This is a genomic window from Pseudomonas sp. (genome assembly GCF_035554175.1).
Classification (GTDB): Bacteria; Pseudomonadota; Gammaproteobacteria; order Pseudomonadales; family Pseudomonadaceae; genus Aquipseudomonas.
This window is the reverse complement of record NZ_DATMIV010000001.1, coordinates 1-18,130: the sequence shown is the minus strand read 5'-3', so window position 1 is coordinate 18,130 and position 18,130 is coordinate 1. Positions and strand designations below refer to the sequence as shown.

The 18,130-nt window shown below is 59.1% G+C and carries 13 protein-coding genes and 4 tRNA genes; 5 read left to right on the top strand and 12 right to left on the bottom strand.

Going from position 1 to position 18,130, the window contains the following annotated elements; translation table 11 throughout:
* The first annotated feature begins 110 nt into the window (after positions 1-110).
* Positions 111-764, top strand: a complete 654-nt coding sequence (locus VNV36_RS00085) for an HAD family hydrolase (RefSeq protein WP_325715077.1) — start codon at positions 111-113, stop codon at positions 762-764.
* A gap of 98 nt (positions 765-862) precedes the next feature.
* Here the strand turns inward: VNV36_RS00085 and VNV36_RS00080 are convergent, their stop codons facing one another.
* The gene (locus tag VNV36_RS00080; protein ID WP_325715075.1) at positions 863-1,825 is read right to left on the bottom strand and encodes a zinc-binding dehydrogenase; all 963 of its coding nucleotides are present in this window, start codon (positions 1,823-1,825) and stop codon (positions 863-865) included.
* 138 nt (positions 1,826-1,963) lie between these two features.
* Here VNV36_RS00080 and VNV36_RS00075 point away from each other — a divergent pair, with 138 nt between their 5' ends.
* Together VNV36_RS00075 and VNV36_RS00070 are read left to right on the top strand one after the other, a co-directional pair.
* Positions 1,964-4,048 (top strand): carboxy terminal-processing peptidase, encoded by a 2,085-nt coding sequence (locus VNV36_RS00075; RefSeq protein WP_325715073.1) that lies wholly within the window; start codon positions 1,964-1,966, stop codon positions 4,046-4,048.
* Positions 4,049-4,166: 118 nt separating this feature from the next.
* Positions 4,167-5,951, top strand: coding sequence for a bifunctional diguanylate cyclase/phosphodiesterase (locus VNV36_RS00070; protein ID WP_325715071.1), 1,785 nt, complete (start codon positions 4,167-4,169; stop codon positions 5,949-5,951).
* An 86-nt stretch (positions 5,952-6,037) separates the two neighbouring features.
* On the opposite strand, the gene VNV36_RS00065 is transcribed toward VNV36_RS00070, so the two are convergent.
* The 7 genes from VNV36_RS00065 to bamJ form a co-directional block, all read right to left on the bottom strand.
* On the bottom strand, positions 6,038-6,454 hold the full coding sequence (locus VNV36_RS00065; RefSeq protein ID WP_325715069.1) for a hypothetical protein: 417 nt from the start codon (positions 6,452-6,454) through the stop codon (positions 6,038-6,040).
* A gap of 11 nt (positions 6,455-6,465) precedes the next feature.
* Entirely contained in the window at positions 6,466-11,193 is a 4,728-nt protein-coding gene (locus tag VNV36_RS00060; protein WP_325715067.1) for an RHS repeat-associated core domain-containing protein, read from the bottom strand.
* 239 nt (positions 11,194-11,432) lie between these two features.
* On the bottom strand, positions 11,433-11,840 hold the full coding sequence (locus tag VNV36_RS00055) for an SEL1-like repeat protein (protein ID WP_325715065.1): 408 nt from the start codon (positions 11,838-11,840) through the stop codon (positions 11,433-11,435).
* The gene (locus VNV36_RS00050) at positions 11,841-12,212 is read right to left on the bottom strand and encodes a hypothetical protein (protein ID WP_003223109.1); all 372 of its coding nucleotides are present in this window, start codon (positions 12,210-12,212) and stop codon (positions 11,841-11,843) included.
* A complete protein-coding gene (locus tag VNV36_RS00045; RefSeq protein WP_325715062.1) occupies positions 12,209-12,553 on the bottom strand; it encodes a helix-turn-helix domain-containing protein in 345 nt (114 codons plus the stop codon). The genes VNV36_RS00050 and VNV36_RS00045 overlap by 4 nt, the downstream gene beginning before the upstream one ends.
* A 112-nt stretch (positions 12,554-12,665) precedes the next feature.
* Entirely contained in the window at positions 12,666-13,121 is a 456-nt protein-coding gene (locus VNV36_RS00040; RefSeq protein ID WP_325715060.1) for a YkvA family protein, read from the bottom strand.
* A 293-nt stretch (positions 13,122-13,414) separates the two neighbouring features.
* On the bottom strand, positions 13,415-14,131 hold the full coding sequence (gene bamJ, locus VNV36_RS00035) for a BamJ family beta-barrel-assembly machinery protein (protein ID WP_007950433.1): 717 nt from the start codon (positions 14,129-14,131) through the stop codon (positions 13,415-13,417).
* A 269-nt stretch (positions 14,132-14,400) separates the two neighbouring features.
* Between bamJ and VNV36_RS00030 the strand changes: the two genes are divergently transcribed.
* Entirely contained in the window at positions 14,401-16,212 is a 1,812-nt protein-coding gene (locus tag VNV36_RS00030) for a di-heme-cytochrome C peroxidase (protein WP_325715057.1), read from the top strand.
* Complete coding sequence (locus VNV36_RS00025) at positions 16,209-17,399, top strand: catalase family protein (protein ID WP_325715055.1); 1,191 nt, start codon at positions 16,209-16,211, stop codon at positions 17,397-17,399. Before VNV36_RS00030 ends, VNV36_RS00025 begins: the two co-directional genes overlap by 4 nt.
* Before the next feature lie 165 nt (positions 17,400-17,564).
* Here the strand turns inward: VNV36_RS00025 and VNV36_RS00020 are convergent.
* The 4 genes from VNV36_RS00020 to VNV36_RS00005 form a co-directional block, all read right to left on the bottom strand.
* Positions 17,565-17,641: transfer RNA gene (locus VNV36_RS00020), tRNA-Asp, on the bottom strand.
* Between the two features lie 19 nt (positions 17,642-17,660).
* Positions 17,661-17,736 (bottom strand) — tRNA-Val (locus VNV36_RS00015).
* Between the two features lie 190 nt (positions 17,737-17,926).
* Positions 17,927-18,003, bottom strand: a tRNA-Asp gene (locus VNV36_RS00010).
* A gap of 19 nt (positions 18,004-18,022) precedes the next feature.
* A tRNA-Val gene (locus VNV36_RS00005) sits at positions 18,023-18,098 on the bottom strand.
* Positions 18,099-18,130 lie beyond the last annotated feature (32 nt).

Here is an 18,130-nt window from a genome sequence, read left to right as displayed (position 1 = left end):
GCAGCGACAAGCTTCGAGCCGCAAGCTACAAGCTGTAGACTGCGGCCCACCTGATTTTAATTCTTGCAGCTCGAGGCTTGTAGCCTGCAGCTGTTCTCGGAGAGAACCCGATGGCCCTGGCAATTTTTGATCTGGACGAAACGTTGATCCACGGCGACTGCGCCACCCTCTGGAGCGAGCAGATGGGGCGTCTGGGCTGGGTCGATCCCGAGTCGTTCATGCGCCGCAACAATGAAATGATGGATGCCTACAGCCATGGCAAATTGCGCATGGACGAGTATATGGCGTTCAGCCTTGAGCCGCTGATCGGCCGCACGCCGGAAGAAGTCGAGCACTTGGTCGGGCCATGGGTTGAAGACTTTATCGAACCGATCATCTTCAGCGACGCGACCAAAACCATCGCCGCCCACCGCAAGGCCGGCGACCGGATCCTGGTGATCTCGGCGTCGGGCACGCATCTGGTTCGGCCGATTGCCGATCGACTGGGTATCGACGAGATTTTGGCCATTGAACTGGAAGTCGCCCATGGCGTGTACAGCGGCAACACCGTCGGCACTCTGACTTACCGCGAGGGCAAGATCACCCGCTTGCTGGAGTGGCTTGACGCCGAAGAAGAAAACCTCGAAGGCGCGAGTTTTTATTCCGACTCGCGCAATGATCTGCCCTTGCTGCAAAAAGTAGACTTCCCGCACGTGGTCAACCCGGATCCGGTGTTGCTTGAGCACGCGGAAAAATCGGGCTGGCCGATCCATCGCTGGAAATAAAAAGCAAAAGATCGCAGCCTTCGGCAGCTCCTGCATTTGGAATGCATTCACCCTGTAGGAGCTGCCGAAGGCTGCGATCTATTGACCCCGCTTTTCTGTCAGCTCAGATTTTCGTCAATTATCAACACCAACTTGCCCGCCACCGTATTACTCGCCAACTCGGCAAACGCCGCCTCGGCATCCTTCACCGCAAAAGCCCTGGCCAATTGCGGACGCAAACGCCCCTCGGCAAACAGTGGCCACACATGCTGGCCCAGGTCACTCAGCAGATCCGCCTTGAACTGATCGTCACGACTGCGCAGCGTCGACCCCAGTAACTGCACACGCTTGGCCAGTACCTGCGCCAGATCCAGTTTCGCCTCGCGCCCGCCCATCAAACCGATCAACACCCAACGACCATCCAGCGCCATCAACTTGAGGTTCAGCGCAGAGTAATTGCCGCCCACCGGGTCGAGAATCACATCGAACGGCCCGAAGTCACGCAGGCTCTCGATGTCATCGGTACGCACCACGCCGCCCTGCGCACCCAACGCTTCGCAGTACGCGAGGCGCTCGGCGGAACCGACGCTGACCCAGCAAGGGTTGCCGAACGCTTTGCACAGCTGAATGGCAGCTGAACCGATGCCACTTGCGCCGGCGTGCAGGAGAATTTTCTCACCGGGTTTCAGCGCTGCAAGTTGAAACACATTCAGCCAGACGGTGGCGTACACCTCGGGCAATGCCGCCGCCTCGATCAACGAAACGCCTTCGGGCACCGGCAATACATGCCGCCCGTCGACGACCACTTCTTCGGCCATGCCGCCCCCGGCCAGCAAGGCGCAAACCCGATCGCCGACCTGCCAGGACGATCCCGCGCCGACCTCGCTGATCACGCCGGAGCACTCAAGACCGAGCACTTGGCTGGCGCCTGGCGGCGGAGGATAAAGCCCTGCCTTCTGCAATAAATCGGCACGATTGAGGCCGGCTGCCGCCACACGGATGCGGACTTGTCCTACATCGCACGTAAGACTCGGCTCTTCAACCCATGCCACTCGACCTTCAACGCCTTGCAATGCCTTCACACTGCCTCCATAGTGAGTCTGGACTGAGCCCGAAGCTGTAGCGCCGGGCTTTTTGCATTATGCGACCGGCTCTCGTAGAACCGGCGACTTCAAAGACGGCCTAATATGCGTTATCAATTGTCCCCGCGTCGAATCAGCATGAAGCATTTGCTCCCCAGCACCGCCCTCGCTCTCTTTATCGGTATCGGTCTGTTGCCGGTGTCGGGCACCACATTCGCAGCCAACAGCTGGGACAAGTTGCAGCCTGATCGCGATGAAGTCATCGCCAGCCTGAACGTCGTCGAGTTGCTCAAGCGTCACCACTACAGCAAGCCGCCGCTCGACGATGCACGCTCGGTGATCATCTACGACAGCTACATCAAGCTGCTCGATCCGTCGCGCAGCTATTTCATGGCCAGCGACATCGCCGAATTCGACAAGTGGAAAACCCAGTTCGACGACTTCCTCAAAAGCGGTGACCTCAACGCCGGGTTCACCATCTACAAGCGCTATCTGGATCGCGTCAAAGCGCGTCTGGACTTTGCCCTTGCCGAGCTGAACAAAGGTGTCGACAAGATGGACTTCACGACCAAGGAGACCTTGCTGATCGATCGCAAGGATGCCCCTTGGCTGAAATCCACCGCAGAACTCGACGACCTGTGGCGCAAACGCGTCAAGGACGAGGTGCTGCGCCAGAAGATCGCCGGCAAAGAGCCGAAGCAGATCCAGGAAACCCTGACCAAGCGCTACAAGAACCAGTTGGCGCGCCTGGATCAGACCCGTGCCGAGGACATCTTCCAGGCCTACATCAACACTTTCGCCATGTCCTACGACCCGCACACCAACTATCTGTCGCCGGATAACGCGGAAAACTTCGACATCAACATGAGCCTGTCCCTCGAGGGCATCGGTGCCGTGTTGCAGAGCGACAACGACCAGGTGAAGGTCGTGCGTCTGGTGCCGGCGGGCCCGGCTGACAAGACCAAACAAGTTGCTCCGGCAGACAAGATCATCGGCGTTGCCCAAGGCAACAAAGAGATGGTCGACGTGGTCGGCTGGCGTCTGGACGAAGTGGTCAAATTGATTCGCGGACCGAAAGGCACCGTGGTGCGCCTGGAAGTGATCCCGGCCAGCAATGCCCCGAACGACCAGACCACCAAAATCGTGCCCATCACCCGTGAAGCGGTGAAGCTCGAAGATCAGGCCGTGAAGAAGTCGATCCTGAGCCTGAAACAGGACGGCAAGGACTACAAGCTGGGCGTGATCGAAATTCCAGCCTTCTACCTCGACTTCAAGGCATTCCGTGCCGGTGATCCGGATTACAAGAGCACCACCCGGGACGTCAAAAAGCTGCTGACCGAACTGCAGAAAGACAAGGTCGACGGCGTGGTCATCGATCTGCGCAACAATGGCGGCGGCTCCCTGCAGGAAGCCACCGAGCTGACCAGTCTGTTCATCGACAAAGGCCCGACCGTACTCGTGCGTAATGCCGATGGTCGCGTCGACGTCCTCGAGGACGAAAACCCGGGTGCGTTCTACAAAGGCCCGATGGCGCTGCTGGTCAACCGCCTGTCCGCCTCGGCTTCGGAGATCTTCGCCGGCGCCATGCAGGACTACCACCGCGCGCTGATCATCGGTGGCCAGACCTTCGGCAAAGGCACCGTGCAGACCATTCAGCCGCTGAACCATGGCGAATTGAAACTGACCCTGGCCAAGTTCTACCGCGTCTCCGGTCAGAGCACGCAGCACCAGGGCGTACTGCCGGACATCGACTACCCGTCGCTGATCGACACCAAGGAAATCGGCGAGAGCGCCCTGCCGGAAGCCATGCCGTGGGACACCATCCGCGCGGCAATCAAACCGGCGGCCGATCCATTCAAGCCGTTCCTGGGCCAACTGAAGTCCGAGCATGACGCGCGCACCAACAAGGATGCCGAGTTCGTGTTCATCCGCGACAAACTGGCCTTGGCGCAGAAACTGATGGAAGAGAAAACCGTCAGCCTCAATGAAGCCGACCGTCGTGCCCAGCACGCCGATATCGATGCCAAGCAACTGGCGATGGAGAACATCCGTCGTAAGGCCAAAGGCGAAGAACCGCTCAAAGAGCTGAAGAAAGAAGACGAAGACGCGCTGGCCGCTGCCGAGCCGGATAAGGTCAAACCAGAGGACGATGCCTACCTGAGCGAAACCGGGCGCGTGCTGCTGGATTACCTGAAGCTGAGCAATCAAGTGGCCAAGAAGTAAGTGATGGCAATTTAGTGCTGACGATCCCCGGATCGTCATCAAACAGTCATCATTCTGTCGTGCAATAAAGGACCGGGAGCCAACGCTCCCGGTCCTTTTTTTATCGCCAGAGACTGCCATGACCACGACCGAACAGCTGAGCGCCTTGAGCTCGATCCTGACTCAAAGCGGTTTACACAGCCTGTTCCAGCCGATCATCTGTCTTTCCGAGCGACGTGTTCTCGGTTATGAAGCGCTCACCCGTGGCCCGTCCAACAGCCCTCTGCATTCGCCAATTGCCCTGTTCGCCGTAGCCCGTCAGGCCGGGCGACTGAGCGAACTGGAAATTGCCTGCCGGCAAAGCGCCTGCCGCCGCTTCAATGAGCAGCAACTTTCGGGCAAGCTGTTCCTCAATGTCTCGCCGGAGTCCTTGCTCGAAGCGGCGCACCAACCAGGGCGTACGTTGCAACTGCTGCAGGACTTCGGCATACCGCCCAGTCAGGTGGTGATCGAACTCACCGAGCAGACGCCGATCGATGACTTTCAGTTGCTGCAAACCGCCCTGCATCACTATCGGGCCATGGGCTTTTCCATCGCGCTGGATGATCTCGGCGCGGGGTATTCGAGCCTGCGCCTGTGGTCGGAGCTGCGTCCGGACTACGTGAAGATCGATCGGCACTTCATCGATGGCATTCATCAGGACGCGTTGAAAAGAGAGTTTGTCGGCTCGATTCTGCAAATCGCCAAGGCCTCCCGCGCGCAAGTGATTGCCGAAGGCATCGAGTTGCCGGAAGAACTTGCGGTGCTGACTGAAATGGGCGTCGATCTGGTGCAGGGTTACCTGCTCGGCCGCCCGCAAGAACAACCGCCTCGCGACGCGCGCGCTTTGATGCCCAAACACGACAGCAACGCCGTCGCACTGAACGACGAAGGCTGCGACCTCAGCGCCCTGCTCAACGACCAGCCTGCCGTGCAGCGTGATACGCCAACGGCGACGGTACTGGAAGCCTTCCGTCGCCAGGCCAACCTCAATTCACTTGCCGTGCTCGACGAACAAGGCCAGCCCTGCGGCATCGTCCATCGCCACTCGCTGTCGGACGCCCTGCTCAAACCGTTTGCCACCGACCTCTTCGCCCGCAAACCGATCAGCCGCCTGATGAACGACGACTTCCTCGCCGTCGAGATGAGCCAGTCACTGCAGCAAGTCAGCCGCCTGATCACCAGCCGCGCCCGCCAGCGCATCGAAGAAGACTTCATCATCACCCTGAACGGCAGCTACCTCGGCCTCGGTCGGGTGATCGACGTGCTCAAACTGATCACCGAATTGAAAATCCAGCAGGCCCGTTACGCCAATCCACTGACCCTGTTGCCGGGTAACGTGCCCATTCAGCAATGCCTCACGCGTTTGCTACAGCAAGGACGCGAGTCGATCATCTGCTACGTCGACATCGACAGTTTCAAACCCTTCAACGACATCTACGGCTACGGCCGGGGCGACGAAGTCCTTCTGTGCCTGGCGCAATGCCTCAACGAACGCGTCGACCCCTCCCGCGACTTCGTCGGCCACATCGGCGGCGACGACTTCCTCCTCGTCCTCGGCCCCGAAGACTGGCGCAAACGCCTCAACCAATTGCTCGACGACTTCCAAAGCCAATGCCGCCGCTTCTACCGCCCCGAGCATCTCGAAGCCGGATGTTTTGTAGCGCCGAATCGCCAGGGCGTGCGGCAGGAGTTTGCGTTGTTGTCGTTATCGATTGGGGTGGTTCATCTGCGACCCGAAGCTTGTGCAACGCTTGATGCCAGCCAGCTTGCGGAGATGGCTTCGCAGGCTAAGCATCATGCGAAGGGGGTTGTGGGGTTTAGTGTGTATTTGTTAGAGGTTGGCAGCGCTCCTTCCCCTCAGATCTCAATGTTGACTAGCTAAACGGTGGTATCTTCTGAGAAGGTTTGCTAGCAGGCGGTCTGGCCAATTCGATTTTTAAGAATGGATCAGCGTCTTAACATTTCGCATTACCAACTTAATCGGTCCTCAAGACTGGCGCGGTGTAAATCCTCCCTCCACACTTCACTAGCCACTTGGTAGATATCCTGAAAAAAAAGACGGGCATTTTCAACTTCGTCGTTACTCCACACCATAGTTATGCATTCGTCATAATCATTCTCAAACTGCACAGAAAAATCATGGCTTTGGTCCTGAAGAGCATCTTTCAACACTTCGAGCAAGGCGTATTTATGCCTGTAACCAAGATATTCCAGATCAGGGATCAAAAACTTTTCAATTACCTCCTTACGCTCGCTAGGCACGTTAGGATCGTATCGCAAATATACTTCACCCTCTTCTTCTCTATCGTAGATTTCGAGCGCTCCCAGAAAATAGGAAATTTTTGGCTCCCAAGGCAGAGCTACATTTTCAAACGGTGACTTCATGCAAATACTCCCTATCTAGTGAAAGCCGTAAATGGGCGTTTGACATCGTTTTTTCGAAATCTTATTTCCGCCTCATTCATCACTTCAATATATTTCGGATTAGCAGGATCTTTGCTATTCGGTTTATAACCTCGCCCCACGCCGGGAATTTGCACTCGAACGTAGGGATTACCTGCAGCATCATGTCCGGTAGGCTCCGGCACAGCCTTGTTCATCTTGGAGAGAGCATAAGCGATAGCTTGATGTTGTAAGGTCCAGCTTGTGAATTGTGAACTCGCATTTATCGCTTCCCTCCTACCCTTTTTAGTTGGATGAGATCCATCAATAGAACGCTGCTTAAGCGCCGCATCGGGGATTTCTGGCCCATGCTTTTCTACTGAGTGCATACGGTATCGCCTTTCCCATGCCAGAACTTCACGCTTAGCATCTGCATCAGGCAGCGGCCTAGGAAGAATCGGAGCGCCTTTATCGACAGTAGGTAACTGGCAATTCTTATTATTCTTGTTAGGCGGCGGGCAATTAGACGTCAACCCCAACGGATCCACCCACCCCGTCGGATTCGGCACGTACTGGTACTGGTTCAACCCACCCGCCAGCTTCACCGGATCCGGCGTCAGATACCGTCCCAACCTCGGGTCGTAATACCGATGGCGGTTGTAGTGCAGCCCGCTTTCCGCATCGAAGTACTGCCCCTGAAAACGCAGCGGTTGGTCGAGGTAATCCTCGCCGGCCAGGGTCACGGTGGCGACTTTGCCGTAGGCGTCGTATTGCGCCGACCAGACGATTTCGCCGCCGTAGTCGGTCAGTTCCTGCGGGGTGCCGAGGTGGTCGAGCTGGTAGTAGAACGGGCAGGCTTTTTTCGGGCCTTTGCCGTCGAGCAGCGCCAAGGGGCGGAAAGTGCCGGGTTCGTAGACAAAGCTGCGGTACTGGCTGTCGCTGCTTTCGGCGACGAGGTGCTCGCCTTGCCAGAAGAACTCGGTGCTGACGCCGTCGACGGTTTTGCGGATGCGCCGGCCGAAGGCGTCGTACTGGTAGCTGGCGGTCTGGCCGTCGGGGCGGGTCAGGCCGATCAGGCGGTGTTGGCAGTCGTAGCGATATTCGGTGACCAGGGTCTGGCCGTGGCCGCGGCGTTCGCGGATCAGGTTGCCGAAGGCGTCATAGTCGTAATGACGGTCGCCCTGCATCAGCAGGCGGTTGCCCTTGATCTGCGCAGGTCCGGGGCGATCCTGCATCAGCAGGTTGCCGGCCGGGTCGTGGGCGAAGGATTCGGGCAGTTCGTCGCGCGAGTGGCGCACGCGGATCAGCCGGTCGAGGGCGTCGTAGCCGTAGGTGCGCTGGCCGTGGCGGCTGTCGGCAATGTGCTCGAGGTTGCCGTTGGCGCTGTAGGCATAATCGCGGCGGTACAGCGAGGCGTGGCGATGGCCTACGGCGTGGGCGAGTAAACGGCCCTGATCGTCGTAGGAATATTCGCTGAGCAGCAGGCCTTGCTGACGTTGCTGTTCGCGACCGGACTGGTAGACGTGGCGCGTGAGCGGCGTGCCGTTGAGGTCGATGGCGCTCAGCGCGCCGCCCTTGGCGTAGTGATAATCGAGCTTGCTGTTGTCCGGCAGGCGCAGGCGCTTGAGCTGGCCGCAGGCGTCGTAGGCGTAGCGCAAGGTGCCCCAGCCCTGATGCTCGGTGATCAAGCGATCCTGACGGTCGTACTCGAAGGCCAGCGGATGATTCTGCCCGTCATCGACACCAACCAAGCGGCCGAGGCGGTCGTAGTCATAACGCACCTTGACCCCGTCGGGCAGGGTCTTGACCCGCAACCTTCCAGCCGCGTCGCGTTGGTAGTGGGTGACCAGCGATAAACCCTGCTCGCCGAACTCGGTCTTCTCCAGCAGATGGCCATTGAGGTCGTAGGCGTACGCGGTACGCCGCCCATCAAACCCGGTTTCCTGTCGGATCAATCCGGTCGGCGTGTAGTCCAGTCGGTACTTTTCCCCCGACTCGTTTTCGATCTCGGTGAGCAGCAGCCGCGCATGGTCGTAGCGGTACTGCACGCGGGTGCCGTCGGGGTTGATGCGCCGCGACACCAGGTGCAGGTCGTCGTCATATTCGTAGCGGGTGATGTGCCCCAGTTCGTCGCGCTCGGCGGTGATCTGGCCGTAGGCGCCATAGCTGTAGGCGCGTGTGCTTCCCGTAGGAGAAGTCGTCAGAATCAGTCGGCCGGCTGCATCCCACTGCTGACGACTGACAACACCAAATTCGTCCTGGGTGGTAATCCGCCGTCCCAGCGCATCGTAGGAAAAGCGCCGTACGCCGCCGTCGGGCAGGGTTTCTTCGATGAGTTGGCCGAGCTCGTTCCACACCCAGCGATGGCGGCTGCTGTCCGGATAACGCAGCGACAGCAACTGGCCGCGCAGGTTGTAGTAGTAATGGGTGACCTGACCATCGGGATCGACCGCTTCGGTGACCGCACCTTCGGCATTGCGCCGATAGATCCACACCGCATCGCCACGGCAACGCTTGTAGAGAAAACCGTTGCGGTACTCGTAGGACGTTGGCGCATCGTCCGGCGGAATCAGCGCGATCAGCCGTCCGACCTCGTCGTAGCGGTATTCGGTGACGGCGCCCAAAGCGTCCTGCTCGGCGATCAAGCGGCCCTGCTCGTCGTAGGCCTTGAGCTGTTCACCGCCATCGGCCGCAACCTGACGCACCAGCCGCGCGCGCTCGTCGTGAACGTAGACTTCCTCGGTGCCGTCGACGTAATGCACGGTCACGCTGGCGTCGTCATCGTTCCAGACGTAACGGGTGTTCATCTGCGAGAACGAGGCCCAGTGCCTCACGCAGCGCGCCGCCTTGCCCTCGCGCTGCCACTCCCAGAAGAAGCTCGCGCCGCCGGTCAACTGCCGCTGGAGGATGACGTGGTGATCGTCGTAGTCGTAGCGCTCGCTGTCGCCAACCGCGTTGGTGGCGGTCAGCAGCCGTTGCCGGGCATCGAAGCTGTAGGTGGCGAGGGTTTGCTCGGTGGTCCACTCGCCCTGAACGAACACCTGGTAATCGACCGCCGTGAGGTGCGTGCGGTCATAACGCAACAGCAGCGCGCGCCCGGCGCCGTTGTCCAGACGCTGAATGCGGTCGGAGCGATCGCGTTGCAGCGTCAGACGATTGCCGTAGACATCGCTGATCGCCGTCAGCCGGCCGGCGCGAAAGTGGTAAAAGCGTGCGCTGTCGCCGGCCAGAGCGAGGATCAGTTCTTCCGGTTCATCACCCAGAAAGATCGCCGCTCGCGACAGGCTGTTATGGATCGCCGGGCGCGCCACATTGGGCAGGGGAAAACGGGTACGGCGGTTCTCGTGATCGATCCAGATCACGCCGTCACCATCGAAGGCCAGGCGATGGGCCAGCGTATGGCTCCAGCCAAAACCCAGACCGATGTCGAGCTCGATGGCGCTGCTGCGGTACAAGCGGGTGAACTCGAACGGCAGTACGCCGTCGAGCACCGCGTCGGTCAGGGTCAGCAGTTCTTCGCCGGTGACCATCGACACCGGACAGCCGTTGGTGCAGGTATTGGGCACGCAGTCGGCGGCTTCGCCGTTGGGGTTTTTCGCCTGGTCGGGGACGTCGTCATGACGTTCGTCTTTCTTCAACAAGGCGTTGCGCTTGGCATCCCAGCGCAATTGCATCCGGCCGTTCTTCACGCCAGCGGCAACGCCCCGCGCGGCAACAGCTTTGTAGCGATCTACGTAGTCAATGAAGGCGCTGACGATGCTGAACATCGCCTTGACCAGACGCTTGGCGACGTTAAACAACTGCGCTGCACGATCGGCCAGACGCAGCGTCAGATAAGCGATCCCCGCCCCCGCCCCAACGAATGTCAAAACGACAGCGATCAGCACATCGATGATCACCTGGACGATCATCATCGACGCCACTTCAGCGGTCTTGGCGGCGATCTCGCCTGGCGGCAGCATGTCCAGCCACAGGCTCGCCGAGCGTAACAGCAAGCACAGCGCCGCCTCGTCACTGACCAGCAGCTGCAACTTTTCCATGAGATCAGGCGCGGTCTGCGCCAGCTTGATCAGGTCAGCCGCGCCACTGCCCAAACGCTCGGCAAACTTGCCGGGGTCCTGAAGAATGTCCGAGAGCAAACCGAGGCTGTCCCACACGCCTTCGATAGCTGCCCAACTGCCGGCGAGCATGCCGTTGCTCGCCGCCGTCGCTACCGACTGTGACCACTGCGGCTTGAAGCCCCGCCACTCGCTGCGCAGCCAACCTTGCAGTTCGTTGGTCAAACCGTCGTAGGATTTGAACAGCTCGGCGACCTGATCGCCGGTGACAGCGTCATGCACATGCACACGGTAGAACTTGCCCGCTTCTCCTTTGAATTCGCCTTTGCCCTGCTGATCAAGTTCGACTTTGGTGGTCTCACCGCTATCTACCGCCACCACATCGACGACGATGTTGCCCAGCGCAATGTCGTAGACCGATTCGAATTTGCTCTCGATCTGCATCAGCCTGCCCTGGGGACACTGGACCACGCCGGAAACGAATTCGGCGTCGCCGCTGCTGACCGCCGTACTCCGTTCGCCGAAACGAATGATCCGCTCCATGCCCATCAGCGACGGCAGATCTGCCGCGTCGCTGGCCTGGTCAGCCGCGCGACTGAGCCAGTGATCGAGCTGCTTGCGGTAGAGGCTGAGGGTGTCGGGAAAGCTGTCGAGTTCCTGCTCGATGCGAGCGATGGCTTCCATCAACACACGCTGACAGACAAGGTGAGCTGAAAAACGGGCTGGAGCATGAGCGGTCCCTCGCGCAAAAAATTAGTCGCGGGAACTGTGCGGGGGATCAAACAGGAAAGAAGTCAGGCGAGTAGGCAAAGGATGTAGGACTAATCTGCAATCCAACACCCAGCAAAAACGCACCGAGCTAAACGCAAACGCGGCGTGAGGAAAACCTCACGCCGCGTTTATCGGGACAGACACATATGGACTTACTGCGTTGAATCCCCAGCTTTCAGCTGTTGCAGTTTCAGCTCTGCCAACGGATGCCCGGCCTTGGCGGCCATACTCCACCAACGGGCAGCTTCAACGGGGTCCGGCGCTTTGCTCGGCGTACCGGCGAGGCTGATGACACCGACTTGATACGCCGCTTTGCCATCTCCGGCCAGCGCCGCCAGACGCAGCAAACGTACGCCTTCTTCACGCGCACCCAGGCCGACGCCACGAAAGGTCAGGATATGCCCATAAAAGCTTTGCGCGGCGACATCGCCGAGGTTGGCCATGCGCGCAAACTGGCCTTCAAGCCAGCGCCAGCCGCGCGGCTGGCGGACAAACCACGACCAATGAAACAGCCTGCGGGCCAGCCAGTAACCAGCCCGCGCCCTGAGGCGTAGCACCACTCAGGCCTCCGCCGATTCCGGGTACTCGTATTCAAACACGCGCACCACTTCCGACGCGTGCCAGGAGGCTGCGGCAACGCCATCCGACGGGCCGGAAAAGCGTCCCAAACGCTCGACACATTCAAAAAAACCGGTACGCGGCAAACGACTGGCACCCTGACTGATGACCAGCGAACTGCGCAACGGCTGCTCGGCTTTGGCATCCAGTGCGGCCAGATGCTCCAGCGCCGCCGTCAGCGTTTGCATCGCCGGGGTCGGCAGTTGCAAACGTTCCAGCAGCGCTCGATATGTCAGAAGATGGCGCTGACGGCGCGCCTGATCCAGTTCCCCCAGCAATCCGTCCCAATGTTGACGGCTGATGCGTACGCTCACGATTCATCCCTCCAACCTGGCACCGTCAATTCCCAGGCCAGGCTGCGGCGAATCGCGGCGTCGGGTTGACGCTCACCACTTTCGATCATGGCCAGATAAGACGGGCTGATGCCTACCGTGCGGGCCAGCGCCTCGATGGCGATGCCCTTCCCTTCGCGCAAACTGCGTAATTGATCCAGACCCGGAAGAATCGGCTCTGACGATGATGCGGCGAGCGGCACTGCAGGCTGCTGCGCCGGTGATGCATTGATCCCTGCTGCTTTCAGTAGAGCCTGATATTGAGCCCACGGCAGAACCGCGTATTCGGGTTCGCCATCGCGTGCAATTATCTGAATATCCATGACTACCCCGTAGGACAACACCACTTAGCGAGTCGGCACTTTTCCCTAGAAGTGTAATCCTAACAGCGGCCAAGGTCGCGGGGGGTATCTATCTACAGGCAGTCTTTGTCATTCAGGACTTTTTCGGGCCTTGCAATTGCAATTGTTCAGGGGTGTCCGGCAGGCGTTCGACCACTGCCAGCTTCTCGGGATGCTGGCGCTTGCGCCAGAGGCGGAAGGCGTTGAGTTCGTTGTCGAGGGTCTTCATCAGCCAAGCCAGGACGGCGATGTCATCGAGCATGCCGAACATGGGAATGAAATCCGGAATGGCATCGACAGGACTGAGGAAATACATCAGGCCGGCCACCACCGAGATCAGCGACTTGGCACTGATCGCGCGGTATTCGCCGCGCCAGTAGGCCAGGCACAGCGACTGCAGCAAACGCAGATCATCTTTCAACTTGCCGAGGCGATTGCCTTGCGCAGCGCCTTTGCTGGCCACGGCAAACAAAAGTGTCGGAAGGCGTCCACGGGCCAGAAGGCGTCCGGCCAAGGGCAGGAATCGAGCGAAATTCCACGGAGCTTTCATCAATTCCTCCCGTTGAAATGTTATCCACACAAATTGTGGATAACCTTGTGAACAGAGCTGCATTTCAGCGCTGAAAGCCCCGATTTATATGGGCTTAGCTCAGATCGGGCGTTTTTTACTCACATAAAAAACCCCAATATTTCATTGACTTGGCGGCTCGGGGCGGCTAGCGCGGGCGGCCTCAAAGCTATGACTGTGTTGATCGGCGTCAGTTCGCTCTGTTTACCCTTGCCGCTCTCCAGATGCAACAACGCCCCGCATAAGCGAGGCGTTGTAGTCGATACCGTTGCGTGTTACTTGGCAGCGGCGTCTTCTTTGGCTGGATCCTTGATAGCCAGCAGTTCAAGGTCGAAAACCAGAACCGAGTTGGCCGGGATTGCCGGGCTTGGCGACTGAGCGCCGTAAGCCAGATCGCTAGGGATGTACAGTTTGTACTTCTCGCCAACGTGCATCAGTTGCAGACCTTCAACCCAACCCGGGATCACGCCACTGACCGGCAGATCGATCGGGCTGCCGCGCTCGACGGAGCTGTCGAATACGGTACCGTTGGTCAGCTTGCCGGTGTAGTGAACGGTCACGACGTCAGTCGGCTTGGGCTGTGGGCCATCGGCTTTCTTGACCACTTCGTACTGCAGGCCCGAAGCGGTGGTGGTAACACCTGCCTTCTTGCCGTTTTCTTCGAGGAATTTTTTGCCAGCGGCTGCCGACTCTTCACTCATCTTGGCCATACGCTCTTCAGCACGCTTTTGCAGCGCGGCGAAGGCTTCGACCAGTTCTTCATCTTTCAGCTTCTGTTCTTTCTTGCCTACGGCATCTTCGATGCCCTGGGCTACCGCTTTGGAGTCCAGATCATCCATGCCTTCCTGAGCAAGGCTTTTGCCCATGTTCAGGCCGATGCCGTAGGAAGCTTTTTGCGCCGGGGTTTTCAGCTCTACGCTGGTCTGCGAATCACAACCCGCGAGTACCAGGCTAACCAGGGCTACCGCCGCCGCCAACCGATGCTGTTTCATGCTATTTCCTTGTTCATGCGCCGAATGGGCAATCGAGTAAAGCCGCGAGCTTATCAGGCCGCCACGACCAATGGCTACCGGCATGAGAGCAGGAATCTTCCGATAAGTTCAGGGATTAAAACGCATTTGGACGGCGGCTGGATGAAGCTTCTGTCATCCGCTGCCGACAAGGGCCGTCGGCGTCTGGCTTGGCATCCGGGGTAATGGCCACTTGCCCAGCGCTCGCGGCTCAGGCATAACAGCGCAACAATTCGACAAGGATGTTTAACTTGCGCCTCTTATTCCGCGTTCTCGTTGTGATAATCGTGCTGCTGGGAATCGCCGTTGCGGTGATTCTCTACTATGTAGCCAATCCGAAATTGCCTTTTTACACCGCACCCGAACAGGTGCATTACCTGGACCAGTGGAGCGAGCAGCAACGCCAGACCTACTATTTCACGCCGCAGGGCACGCAAGTCAAAGGCCTGCGTTACGAGTGGTTCCAGGCGCTGGAACTGCCCTTTTCCCAACAGCGATTCGCCTCACCTGACTACCTCGCCCGCTTCGGTTTTCTGGTCGACCCGCTGCAGAAAGCCACGGCGAACAATCCCGGCAACCTTCCGATCGGTTTCGCTCGGCACCAGAATCCCGGTAACCCCTCCGAGCATTATCTGGACATCACTTGTGCCGCTTGCCACAGCGGCGAGTTGCGCTTCAAAGGGCAGGCGGTGCGGATCGATGGCGGCGCTGCGCAGCACGTGTTGCCTTCCAGCGTTCCTACACTGCGCGGCGGCAGCTTCGGACAGGCACTGGTCGCCAGTCTTGCCTCGACTTACTACAACCCGTGGAAATTCGAACGTTTCGCCCGCCAGGTACTCGGTGACGATTACGACGCGCGCCACGCGCAATTGCGCAAAGACTTCAAAACCTCGCTGAACACCTTCCTCAAAGTCGCCTGGAACGACACCCACCGCGGCCTCTATCCGACCGAGGAAGGCCCCGGGCGCACGGATGCGTTCGGCCGGATTGCCAATGCGACGTTCGGCGATGCGATTTCTCCCGCCAACTACCGCGTGGCCAACGCCCCGGTGGATTACCCGCAACTGTGGGACATGTGGACTTTCGATTGGGTGCAGTGGAACGGTTCAGCCCAGCAACCGATGGCGCGCAATATCGGCGAGGCACTTGGCGTCGGTGCCACCCTGAATTTCTTCGATGCCAACGGCCAACCGCTGCAAGGGGATGACCGCTACGCCTCCAGCGTGCGCGTGCGCGATCTGCACAAGATCGAAGAAACCCTGCAGCAACTCAAGCCACCAACGTGGCCGGAGGAGCTGTTCGGCGCGATCGACAAACCGCTAGCCGCCAAGGGCCGCACGCTGTTTGCCGAAAACTGTGCCGGTTGCCACGTACCCCGCCAGACCCAGGCAGGCGAACGCTGGGTGCAACATTTGCACATGCTGCCCGTGGACGTCATTGGCACCGACCCGAACGCGGCGAACAACATCGCCAGCCACCGCTTCGATCTGACAGCGTTGCAATGGGATATGAAGGAGCTGGAAAAGATGGACGTCAAGCTGCATCCTGCACCGAAGGAACCGCTCGATCCGAGCCAATTGTCGGTGGCCAAGGGCTTGGCTTACGTCACTGCGTTCGTGGAAAACCGTGCCTATCGCGAAGCCGGCGTCACGTCGGAGGAAAAACCAGATCTGGACGGCTTCGGCCTGCCAATTGGCGTACGCGAAAAAATCGCTTACCAGGCCCGGCCGCTGGCGGGGGTCTGGGCGACCGCGCCATTTCTGCATAACGGCTCGGTTCCCAGTATCTATCAGTTGCTGTCACCGCAGGATGAGCGGGCGACGACCTTCTATAAGGGCACGGTCGAATACGACCCGCGCCACCTCGGCTACCGCACCGAGGCCTTCACCAACGGTTTTCTGTTCGACACGCGCATCAGCGGCAACCACAACAGCGGCCACGAATTCCGTTCTGGCGCACGCGGCAACGGGGTGATCGGCCGACTCCTGCAACCCGAGGAACGCTGGGCGCTGCTCGAATACCTGAAAGTGCTGGGCGGACCATTGGAGGCGCAGTTGCCATGAGCATGCCGACATTTAAAAAGGAGCTGCCGCCACTGGCGCGTTTCTGGCTGTGGCTGGGGCGTTTGTTCAGTAAAACACTGCTGATTGTGCTGGTTATCGGCTTGCTCGGCTGGGCAATCGCCGCGGCGTGGTTTGCCTGGCAACATCGTGGGCCGGTGTCAGCGCAGGAACAGCTGCCGCCGGGCGAAGCGGCGATGACTCAGGACATCATTCAAACCGCAGTGCGCATTGTCGACCAACACCGCGAAGGCACCCGATATCTGCGTGACGCTCACGCCAAGGCACATGGTTGTGTGAAGGCGCAGGTGCAAGTGCTGCCTGACCTGGCGCAGGCGTTGCAACAAGGCGTGTTCAACGAACCGGGCAAAATCTGGCAAGCGATGATCCGGCTGTCCAACGGCAATGCCTATCCACAATTCGACAGTATTCGCGACGCTCGGGGGATGGCGATCAAGCTTTTCGATGTGCCGGGCAAGCAACTGCTCGGCAATCGCCAGGGCCAGCATGAACAGGATTTCGTGATGTTCAGCCATCCGAATTTCTTTGTCAGCGATGTCGCCGAATACCGTCAGAATGTGGCGGCGCAGGCTGACGGCAAGAAAGTCATGGCGTTTTTTCCGACATGGGATCCGCGCAGCTGGCAGATTCGTCATTTGTTTATCGCGTTGGCCACGCTGTCACCGCCGCCGGACAGCCCGACCGCGACCACGTATTTTTCCGTGTCGCCTTACAAGTTTGGCGAGGCCAATGCCAAATTTCGCGTCGTGCCGGATCCAGCCAGTTGTCCGGCCTACGCGCTGCCCAAGCAGAATCACGACTTGCCCAATTTCCTGCGCAGCGCACTGAATCAGCAGTTGTCGACGGATCGGGTGCCGGCCTGCTTCGCCTTGCAAATTCAGCGTCAGGATGCGCACAAGTACATGCCGATTGAAGACACGAGTATTGAATGGCGTGAGCAGGATGCGCCGTTTGCAACCGTGGCGCGCATCACCCTGCCCGCGCAGGACTTCGATACGCCGGCGCTGAATCTGCAATGTGACAACCTGTCGTTCAATCCCTGGTTCGGGATCGAGGCGCATCGACCGATCGGCGGGATCAATCGCTTGCGCAAGGCGGTTTACGAGGCGGTGAGCGATTATCGGCATAGCCGCAATGCCGCCCAGCCAGAAGCGCACACCCCCCTGTAGGAGCTGACGAGTGCAACGAGGCTGCGATCTTTTGATCTTGCTTCCAAGATCAAAAGATCGCAGCCTTCGGCAGCTCCTACAGGATATTCATAAATCGCAGACAGCAAAAAGCCCGCACAAGGCGGGCTTTCCGGGTATCTGGCGTTCAGTTCCAGATACCGAATATGGCGCAGCGGACGGGACTCGAACCCGCGACCCCCGGCGTGACAGGCCGGTATTCTAACCGACTGAACTACCGCTGCGCGAAACGCTTGAAACGAATGGTGGGTGATGACGGGATCGAACCGCCGACATTCTGCTTGTAAGGCAGACGCTCTCCCAGCTGAGCTAATCACCCTTCGCTTCGTTACGGGGCGCATTATGCCACATGTTTTCGTAAAATGTTGATTTAATTGAATATTTTTCAAAAAAATCTGAAAACCGGTGAAACAGCACATCCCGCGGGTACAACCTTGAGACAGAAAAAAACCCGCCTCAGCGGGTTTTTCCGTGGTGACCTGGCGTTCAGTGTTCCAGGTGACCGAATATGGCGCAGCGGACGGGACTCGAACCCGCGACCCCCGGCGTGACAGGCCGGTATTCTAACCGACTGAACTACCGCTGCGCGTAACACTTGAAACGAATGGTGGGTGATGACGGGATCGAACCGCCGACATTCTGCTTGTAAGGCAGACGCTCTCCCAGCTGAGCTAATCACCCTTCGCTTCGGTGTGGCGCGCATTCTACGGAGC